This window comes from Streptomyces sp. NRRL B-24572, assembly GCF_002156145.1.
Classification (GTDB): Bacteria; Actinomycetota; Actinomycetes; order Streptomycetales; family Streptomycetaceae; genus Streptomyces; species Streptomyces vietnamensis.
In genome coordinates this window covers 1-9,095 of sequence record NZ_MWIG01000486.1, presented here as the reverse complement: position 1 = coordinate 9,095, position 9,095 = coordinate 1, and the positions used below count along the sequence as shown (strand labels likewise).

At 73.1% G+C, this 9,095-nt stretch carries 9 protein-coding genes; 3 read left to right on the top strand and 6 right to left on the bottom strand.

The features are described from left to right. Positions 1–151: 151 nt before the first annotated feature. Positions 152–925, bottom strand: a complete 774-nt coding sequence (locus CCN56_RS27395) for a bifunctional DNA primase/polymerase (protein WP_086830623.1) — start codon at positions 923–925, stop codon at positions 152–154. A 111-nt stretch (positions 926–1,036) separates the two neighbouring features. Further along, on the bottom strand, positions 1,037–1,669 hold the full coding sequence (locus CCN56_RS27390) for a TetR/AcrR family transcriptional regulator (RefSeq protein WP_086830627.1): 633 nt from the start codon (positions 1,667–1,669) through the stop codon (positions 1,037–1,039). A gap of 202 nt (positions 1,670–1,871) precedes the next feature. On the opposite strand from CCN56_RS27390, the gene ddaH reads away from it, so the two are divergent. Further along, positions 1,872–2,702, top strand: coding sequence for a dimethylargininase (gene ddaH, locus CCN56_RS27385; protein WP_373412906.1), 831 nt, complete (start codon positions 1,872–1,874; stop codon positions 2,700–2,702). A gap of 13 nt (positions 2,703–2,715) precedes the next feature. Here the strand turns inward: ddaH and CCN56_RS27380 are convergent, their stop codons facing one another. Next, positions 2,716–3,738 carry a small ribosomal subunit Rsm22 family protein gene (locus CCN56_RS27380; RefSeq protein ID WP_086830622.1) on the bottom strand — a complete coding sequence of 341 codons (1,023 nt, stop codon included), beginning with the start codon at positions 3,736–3,738 and terminating at the stop codon, positions 2,716–2,718. 9 nt (positions 3,739–3,747) lie between these two features. Next, positions 3,748–5,031 (bottom strand): Bcr/CflA family multidrug efflux MFS transporter, encoded by a 1,284-nt coding sequence (locus CCN56_RS27375; RefSeq protein ID WP_086830625.1) that lies wholly within the window; start codon positions 5,029–5,031, stop codon positions 3,748–3,750. 74 nt (positions 5,032–5,105) lie between these two features. Between CCN56_RS27375 and CCN56_RS27370 the strand changes: the two genes are divergently transcribed. Continuing rightward, positions 5,106–6,113 (top strand): Gfo/Idh/MocA family protein, encoded by a 1,008-nt coding sequence (locus CCN56_RS27370; RefSeq protein ID WP_086830624.1) that lies wholly within the window; start codon positions 5,106–5,108, stop codon positions 6,111–6,113. Here CCN56_RS27370 and CCN56_RS27365 read toward each other — a convergent pair. Further along, complete coding sequence (locus CCN56_RS27365) at positions 6,100–7,728, bottom strand: alkaline phosphatase (RefSeq protein ID WP_086830621.1); 1,629 nt, start codon at positions 7,726–7,728, stop codon at positions 6,100–6,102. The two genes, CCN56_RS27370 and CCN56_RS27365, sit on opposite strands and share 14 nt — an antisense overlap. A gap of 102 nt (positions 7,729–7,830) precedes the next feature. Here CCN56_RS27365 and CCN56_RS27360 point away from each other — a divergent pair, with 102 nt between their 5' ends. After that, positions 7,831–8,607, top strand: a complete 777-nt coding sequence (locus CCN56_RS27360; RefSeq protein ID WP_086830620.1) for an SDR family oxidoreductase — start codon at positions 7,831–7,833, stop codon at positions 8,605–8,607. Positions 8,608–8,631: 24 nt separating this feature from the next. Here CCN56_RS27360 and CCN56_RS27355 read toward each other — a convergent pair whose 3' ends face one another. Beyond that, positions 8,632–8,919 carry a hypothetical protein gene (locus CCN56_RS27355; protein ID WP_086830619.1) on the bottom strand — a complete coding sequence of 96 codons (288 nt, stop codon included), beginning with the start codon at positions 8,917–8,919 and terminating at the stop codon, positions 8,632–8,634. Positions 8,920–9,095: the final 176 nt, after the last annotated feature.

Below are 9,095 nucleotides of genomic sequence, written 5' to 3'. Positions count from 1 at the left end.
CAGGGCGTGGTGGGCGCGGAGGGTTCGTAACCCCTCCCCCGTCGGCCCGGCCGACGGCACGGCGGGTCCGCGGGGTCGCTGAATACGGCGGGTCCGCAGGGTCGCCGGGTGCGGCGGGTCCGCGGGGTCGCCGGGTGCGGCCGGGCAGGCCCTAGCGGGTCAGCGGCCAGGCGATCTCGTGGGCCGTGTGCCCCCCGCCCGCCTCGCGCTCGGCCGCGTGGCGGGCGCAGGCGTCCTGGAGGGCCTCCAGGAGGTTCAGCGGGTCGGGCAGCGGGTGCTCGGGGCCACGGAGCCAGGCGACGACCGGATGGGCGTCCTCGTCGCCGGGGAGCCGGGCCGGCGGTACGAGGACGTAGCTGCCGCGGCAGTGCCAGCGCAGCCCCGGGTGCTCGTCCATCGTCTCCGGGTGGCAGTCCAGCTCACACGGCCACCACTCGTCCTCGTCCTCGGGGGTGCCGCGGGTGGCGGTGAAGAAGAGCATCCGCCCGCCGACCGTGTCGACGTCGGCGGACTCGGCGACGGGCCCGACCTCGACGCCCTCGGCGAGGAGGCGCTCAAGGGCGGCGCGGCCGGCGGCGAGGGGCACGTCGAGGACGTCGTGGACCATGCCGGTGGCGGTGATGAAGTTCGCCTCGGGCTCGTTCCGCGCCCAGCGCTCGATCTGCGCGCGGTCGGTGGTCGACTGCGTCTGCCAGGCGAAGGAGACGGGGTGCCGGGCGGGGGTGGGACAGCCGATCCGCTCACAGGAACAGCTGTAGCCGACGGGGTACGCGGCGGGGGCCAGGGGCAGCCCGGCGGCGGCGGTGGCCAGGAGCAGCTTCTCGCGGTCGTTCTCCTCGTCGGCCGCGGTGCGTTTGGGGCGCCTGCGCAGCCACTGTGCGAGTTTGCTCTCCGTGCCGCGGTAGCGGCCGATGCCGTCGCCCATCTATCCCCTCACACCTCATGCTCGCCCGTTCGGCTCTGCCCATGGTCCCACCATCCTGCGCCCCGGGTGACCGGAGTGCGGAACCGGGGTCGGTCAGGTGCGCGGGGCGAGTCAGCGCAGGGCGTGGTCGACGAGGGCGTCGGCGTAGGCGTGGGTGAGCGGTCCGGTGCGGTGGAGCCAGCGGTGGTGGAGCGGTCCGACGAGCAGTTCGACGGCGACGCGGGGGTCGACGGCCGGGTCGATGTCTCCCTTGGCCCGGGCGGCCTCGACGCGGCGGACGTAGTACCGGAGCTGGGGTTCGAGCAGGGCCTCGGTGAAGCGGGCGCCGAGCTCGGGGTCGACGATCCCCTCGGCGGCGAGGGCGCGGGTGGGGGTGTCGAAGGCGGGGTCGTTCAGCTCGTCGACGGTGGCGCGCAGGACGTGCTTGAGGTCGGCGGCGAGGTCCCCGGTGTCGGGGATCTCACTGCCCCCTTCCCCGCCGTGGGCGTCTTTCCCCCGAGACGTTTCGCCGGCGCGGGCGGCGAGGTCGAGGAAGGCGTCGAGGAGGACGGCCGCCTTGGAGGGCCACCAGCGGTAGATGGTCTGCTTGCCGACGCCGGCGCGGGCGGCGATGCCCTCGATGGTGGTCTTCGCGTAGCCGGTCTCGGAGACGAGGGCGAGGGCGGCGTCGAAGATGGCGCGGCGGGAGCGCTCGCTGCGGCGGGAGGCGTCGGGGGCGGCCTTGGCGGGCCTGGACGCGGACATGGGCGCGGACTTGGGATCGGGCATGGAATCGGGCCTGGTCTCGGACATGGCTTCAATCTAGCAGCGGGCGAGACGAGACGTCTCGCCACTCGAACAGGACCGAACCACCCGAACGGTCCACTGCGCGAAGCCCGCCGAGAGCGGACCATGGGGTCCTCCGGTCGTCAACCGATCACCGACCGTTCTCCGTGAGGAGGCTTCATTGCGCACCACTCCGCGCACGTCCTCGCCCCGCCGTTATCTGATGTGTCCACCCACGCACTTCACGGTGACGTACTCCATCAACCCCTGGATGGACCCCACGAAACCGGTCGACCTGCCGCTCGCCCTCGCCCAGTGGGAGGACCTGCGCGACCGCTACCGCTCGCTCGGCCACACCGTGGAGCTCCTGGAGCCCGACCCGGCGCTGCCGGACATGGTCTTCGCGGCGAACGGCGCGACGGTCGTCGAGGGCCGGGTCCTCGGCGCGAAGTTCGCCCACCCGGAGCGCGCGGCCGAGGCCGAGGCCCACCTGTCCTGGTTCCGCAGGAACGGTTGGCCGGACGACGCCGTGCGGTCCCCGGAGCACGTGAACGAGGGCGAGGGCGACTTCGCCGTCACCGCCTCCTGGATCCTCGCCGGCCGGGGCTTCCGCTCCAGCCCGCTCTCCCACGACGAGGCACAGGAGTTCTTCGGCCGCCCGGTGATCGGCCTGGAGCTGGTGGACCCGCGCTACTACCACCTGGACACGGCGCTGTGCGTCCTGGACGACGCCCGGGACGAGGTCATGTACTACCCGGACGCCTTCTCCCCCGGCAGCCGCAAGGTGCTCGCCCGGCTCTTCCCGGACGCCCTGATCGCGACGGGGACGGACGCCGCCGCCCTCGGCCTCAACGCGGTCAGCGACGGCCGGAACGTCCTGCTGCCGCAGGCCGCGGTGGGTCTCTTCGACCCGCTCCGCGCCCGCGGCTTCGAACCGGTCGGCATGGACCTGGGCGAACTCCTCAAGGGCGGGGGCAGCGTGAAGTGCTGCACCCAGGAGCTGCGGCCCTAGAGCCGGGCAGGCCCTAGTCCTCGTCCTCCGGCGGCCAGGCGTCGCCCCACTCCGCGTCACGGGCCTGCTTGTACAGGGGCCCGTGCCGCTTGGTGACCGTGTCGCGGCCGAGGCCCTCGGGCCCGCAGAGTTCGAGCAGCACCTGGCCCTTGCGGATCTGCGGCCTGCGGGTGATGCGGGAGGTCGCCGGGGTCACTGGGAGGGGGGTCCCCCCTGCTCGAGCGAAGCCGAGAGCTTGGGGGAGGACGGCGACGACGTACGCGTACTTCTCGTCCTCGTACGGCAGCGAACCGCCCTTCACCTTCCGGTGCAGCGAGGAGCGGCTGACCCGGGCGGAGAAGTGGCACCAGTCCGTGCCGGGCACGATCGGGCAGGCCCCGCTGTGCGGGCAGGGCGCGGCGACGGTGAAGCCGGCGTCGATCAGCTGCGTGCGGGCCGCGATGATCCGCTCGTAGCCGTCGGGGGTGCCGGGCTCGACGATCACGACGGCCTGCGCGGCGCGGGCCGCCTCGGTGACGAGCGCCGCCCTGTCCGCCTCGGTCAGCTCCTTGAGGACGTACGAGACGGTGACCAGGTCGGATGCGGGCAGGTTCAGCGCCGCGCCGATCCGCTCGCGCCGCCACTCGGCGTCGAAGACCCCGGCCGCCAGCTCGCGGCCGAGCGTGAGGGCGGGCTCCGCCCAGTCCAGGACGGTGGTGCGGGGCGGCGCGTCCTCCCAGGCCTCGGCGACGGCCCAGCTCGCCGCGCCCGTGCCGCCGCCGACGTCGGTGTGGCTGCGCGGCTCCCAGTCGGGCGCGGCCTCCCGCAGGGCGTACAGGGCGCCCCGTACCGCCTCGAAGGTCGCCGGCATCCGGTACGCGGCGTACGCGGCGACGTCGGAGCGGTCGCGCAGCACGGGGGCGTCCGTCGGGGTGGTGCCCCGGTAGTTGGCGATCAGCCGCTCGACGGCCTGCGCGGCCCGGTTGGGCGGCAGCCCGTCGAGGAGCGCGGCGAGGGCGGCGCGCAGGGAGTCGGCGGAGGGAGCGGAGGCGTTCACCGAAACAGTCTAGGCGGGCGCATCGGCCCGCTCCGTCGTGCGCCAGGGGCGGCACAGGCCCAGGAAGCAGGCGAGGGCGAGGAGGGCGCTGCCGAGCTGGACGACGGCCATCGGGACGGCGGTGTGCTCGCCCGCGATGCCGACGAGCGGGGAGGCGACGGCGCCGACGAGGAAGGAGGAGGTGCCGAGGAGGGCGGAGGCGGAGCCGGCGGCGTGCGGGGTGCGCATCAGGGCCTGGGCGTTGGTGTTGGGCAGGACCAGGCTCATCGCGGACATGAGGACGAAGAGTCCGGCGGCGATGGGGGCGAGACCGACCTCGCCGAGGACGCCGGTGGTCATGAGGAGGAGCGCGAGGCCGGCGAGCAGGACGGTGCCGAGGCCCCAGCCGAGCACCTTGTCGAGGCTGACGCGGCCGACGAGGAGCTTGCCGTTGATCTGGCCGACGGCGACGAGCCCGACGGAGTTGAGGCCGAAGAGCAGGCTGAAGGTCTGCGGGGAGGCGCCGTAGATCTCCTGCACCACGAACGGGGAGGCGCTGATGTACGCGAAGAGGGCGGCGAAGGTGAAGCCGCCGGTCAGCATGTAGCCGGTGAAGACCCGGTCGGCGAGGAGCCCGCGCATGGTGCGCAGGGCCTGCCCGACCCCGCCCTCGTGCCGTCGCTCGGCGGGCAGCGTCTCGTGGAGGAAGCGCCAGACGACGACGGTGAGCAGGACGCCGATCACGGTGAGGACGTGGAAGACGCCCCGCCAGTCGGTGAGCCGCAGGATCTGGCCGCCGATGAGGGGGGCGATGATCGGGGCGACGCCGGAGATCAGCATCAGGGTGGAGAAGAAGCGGGCCATCTCGACGCCGTCGTAGAGGTCGCGGACGACGGCGCGGGCGATGACGATGCCGGCGGCGCCGGCGAGGCCCTGGAGCAGCCGGAAGCCGATGAGCAGTTCGGCGGTGGGCGCGAGGGCGCAGACGGCGGTGGCGAGGACGTACACGAGCATGCCGACGAGCAGCGGGCGCCGGCGTCCCCACTTGTCGCTCATGGGTCCGACGACGAGCTGGCCGAGGGCCATGCCGGCGAGGCAGGCGGTGAGGGTGAGCTGCACGGTGGCGGCGGGGGCCCTCAGCGCGCCGGTGACCTCCGGCAGCGCCGGGAGGTACATGTCCATGGAGAGCGGGGGGAGGGCGGTGAGTCCGCCCAGGACGAGGGTGACGAGGAGCCCCGTCCGCCGAGCGGCGGTGACGACCGGGGTGGTTTCGGTTATGTGTCCCTGTGTTGTTTTCTGGCCGCTCTCCGGCATCGACTGCTCCATTTCGTTGAATCCTTACCTATGCTCTCAGTTCGACCGGGATGGTCGAGACCTGTGGGGTGGAGATGGACAAGGACAGGACGGTGCGCTGGGGAATCCTGGCGACGGGTGGGATAGCGGAGCGGTTCACCAAGGACCTGCTGGCGCTCGACGGCGCCGAGGTGGTCGCGGTGGCGTCCCGCACGGAGGCCTCGGCGAAGGCCTTCGCGGACCGGTTCGGGATTCCGCGGGCGTACGGGGAGTGGGCCGGGCTCTTCGCCGACGAGTCCGTCGACGTGGTGTACGTGGCGACTCCGCATCACGCGCACCGCACGGCCGCCGGCCTCGCCCTGGAGGCGGGCAAGGCGGTGCTCTGCGAGAAGGCTCTCACACTCAACGCCCGCGAGGCGGAGGAACTGACGGCTCTCGCCCGGGACCGCGGCCTCTTCCTCATGGAGGCCATGTGGATGTACTGCAACCCGCTGATCCGGCGGATCGCGGAACTGGTCCGCGGCGGGGCGATCGGCGAGGTCCGCACGGTCCAGGCGGACTTCGGGCTCGCGGGCCCCTTCGACGCCGGCCACCGGCTGCGGGACCCTGCGGTGGGCGGCGGGGCGCTGCTCGACCTGGGCGTGTACCCGGTGTCGTTCGCGCACCTGCTGCTCGGCGAGCCGTCCGCGGTCCAGGCGCACGCGCGGATCTCGCCGGAGGGCGTCGACCTGAACACGGGCATGCTGCTGGGCTGGGACTCGGGCGCCTCGGCGCTGCTGTCCTGCTCGCTGGAGGCGGACACGCCGCTGACGGCCTCGGTGACGGGCACGGAGGGCCGGATCGACGTCCCGCGCGGCTTCTTCTTCCCCGAGCGGTTCACCCTGCGCCGCAACGGCCACGAGCCGGAGGAGTTCGTGTCGACGGACGACCCGCTCTCCTTCCGGCACGAGGCCGCCGAGGTGATGCGCTGCCTGCGGGCGGGCGAGACGGAGTCCCCGCTCGTCCCCCTGGACGGTTCGCTGGCGGTGATGCGGACGCTCGACGCGGTGCGGGACCGCATCGGCGTCCGCTATCCCTCCGAGCTCGCGGCTACGCGGGCTTGAGACCCGGGTCGCCCGCCTCCGTGACGTAGGAGGCGGCGGTGGTGACGGGGGCGCCCGGCCGGGTCACGTACGGCACCGTACGGAAGTCGGCACGGGCGCTCTCCTCGCCGAGCGCGACCGTGACGTAGCCGCGCCGCCCGTTGAAGAACCGCAGGTGCGGGTTGGCCGCCATGAGCTTGTCGTAGTTCGAAGGCCGGTCGGCGCCGTCCTTGCCGCTGGAGATCGAGGTGGCGACGATCTCGGTGCCGAGGGTCCGGGAGGCCGGGTCGCGGAAGTCGGCCTTGATGTCGAGTCCGTAGCCGACGTGGACGTCACCGGTGAGCACCATCAGGTTCTCGACGCCGGCGGCCTCCGCCCCGGCGAGGATCCGCTGCCGGGAGGCCGGGTAGCCGTCCCAGGAGTCCATGGACAGCTTGAAGCCGGCGGTGGAGCGGTCGCGGCGCTCGGAGAGGACGACCTGCTGCGGCAGCACGTTCCAGCGGGCGTCGGAGGCCTGCCAGCCGTCGAGCAGCCAGCGCTCCTGCGCGGCGCCGGTCAGGGTGCGCGCCGGGTCCTCGGACTCGGGCCCCGGGACCTGCCAGCCGTCCCCGTACGCCTGGTCGGAGCGGTACTGGCGGGTGTCGAGGATGTCGAACTGGGCGAGCCGCCCGAAGCGCAGCCGCCGGTACAGCCTCATGTCGGGGCCCTCGGGCTGCTGGGGGCGGCGCAGGGGCTGGTGCTCCCAGTAGGCGCGGTAGGCGGCGGCGCGGCGGAGCAGGAACTCCTCCGGCGGGACGTCGTTCTCGGGGATGTCGCCCGCGTAGTTGTTCTCGGTCTCGTGGTCGTCCCAGGTGACGACGAAGGGGTGGGCGGCGTGCGCGGCGCGCAGGTCGGGGTCGGACTTGTAGAGCGCGTAGCGGAGCCGGTAGTCGTCCAGGGTGAGGGTCTCCCGGTTGAACAGGTCGGGCAGCCGGCGGTCGGTGTAGGCGCGGGCGCCGCCGGTGGCGTTGACGGCGTACTCGTACAGGTAGTCGCCGAGGTGGAAGACGACGTCGACGTCCTCCCGCGCGAGGTGGCCGTAGGCCGTGAAGTACCCGTCGTGGTAGGCCTGACAGGAGACGGCGGCGAGCTTGAGCGCACTGTTGCGGGCTTCGGGCGCCGGGGCCGTACGGGTCCGCCCCACCTGGCTGACCCAGTCGCCGACGCGGAAGCGGTAGAAGAACACGCGGTCGGGGTCGAGGTGCTCGACCTCGACGTGGACGGCGTGCCGGAACTCCGGGTGCGCGGCGGCCAGGCCGCGCCGGACGATCCGGGTGAACCGCTCGTCGTGGGCGAGCTCCCAGTGCACGGAGACCCGCTCGGCGGGCAGTCCGCCCTCGGGCTCGAAGGGGCGGGGCGCGAGCCGCGTCCAGAGCAGTACGGAGCTCGGGAGCGGGTCGCCCGAGGCGACGCCGAGGGTGAACGGGTCCTCGGTGACACGCCGGGCGTCGAGTTCGGCGGCGGCCGCGGCGCCGGCCGCGGGCAGCTGGGTGGCGAAGGCGAGCGCGGCGGCGGCGCCGGTGACGGTCAGGAACCGCCGACGGCCGAAGTGGCGTGCGGCGGCGCGGAGTTCCTCGGAATGGCGTGCGTAGGTCATGTGCCCCTCCCCAGACGGATGCTGTCCGTCCGTCATTCGAGGGGCAGGGAACGACCTCACATTGTCGAGTACAGAACATCCACGTGTCGGACGGATGAGTTCATGGGGCACGCGTCTCGCGTACGCTGCGCGCCCATGAGCATCGCAGTGGTGACGGGAGCCGGTTCGGGCATCGGCCGGAGCGTGGCGCTGGCCCTCGCGGCGGCCGGCTGGTCGGTGGCCCTGGCGGGCCGCAGGGCGGAGGCCCTGGAGGAGACGGCGGCGGCCCTGCCGGCGGGCGACTTCCTGGGCGTCCCGACGGACGTCACGTCCGAGGAAGAGGTCACCGCCCTCTTCACGGGGGTACGGGACCGCTGGGGCCGCGTCGACCTGCTCTTCAACAACGCCGGTACGTTCGCGGGCGGCGGCGTCCCCGTCGAGGACCTGGACCCGGCGACCTGGCGCGCGGTGGTCGACGTGAACCTGACGGGCGCGTTCCTGTGCGCCCAGGCGGCCTTCCGGGCCATGAAGGAGCAGGAACCGCAGGGCGGCCGGATCATCAACAACGGCTCGATCTCGGCGCACGTGCCGCGCCCGCACTCGATCGCGTACACGGCGACGAAGCACGCGATGACGGGCCTGACGAAGTCCCTGTCGCTCGACGGCCGCCCGTACCGGATCGCCTGCGGCCAGATCGACATCGGCAACGCGGCGACGGAGATGACGGCCCGCATGCAGACCGGCATCCTCCAGGCCAACGGTCAGCTGGCGGTGGAGCCGGTGATGGACGCGGCGGACGTGGCGGCGACGGTGGTGCACATGGCGGCGCTGCCGCTGGAGGCGAACGTGCAGTTCGCGACGGTGATGGCGACGGCGATGCCGTACATCGGCCGGGGGTAGCGCGCCCCCCGGCCGACGCGGGGGTCAGGCCTGCCCGGTCTCGAACCGCGAGACCTTCTCGCCCTCGACGGTGAAGACCCACTTGGTACGCATCGAGCCCCAGGTGTCGTTGCGGTAGTCGGCGACGAGGGTGAGCCCGTCATTCGTCTCGGACACGACGTCCATGTGCCCGCGCGAGACGAACACCTCCCGGTCGAGCCACTCCCGCAGATCGCGGTCGGAGCCGTCGTCGGACATGGTCGCGTCGGGGGTGAGCACCTCGAAGAGGGCCTGCTCGTCGTTGGCGTTGAGGGCCGTGACGAATGCACGCACGGTCGGGTCTCGACCGCGACGGCGACGGCAAGGCCTGCGACTGGTCCTGACGGTTCCGGACCGCTGTCGGGGGGACCTCACGGCCGGGGCGCCCGGAGACGGGCGCCCCGCGGGTGTACGGGTGGGGGCATGACCGTTCCCGTGAACAAGCTCAGCGACCCGACCGTGCGTGCATT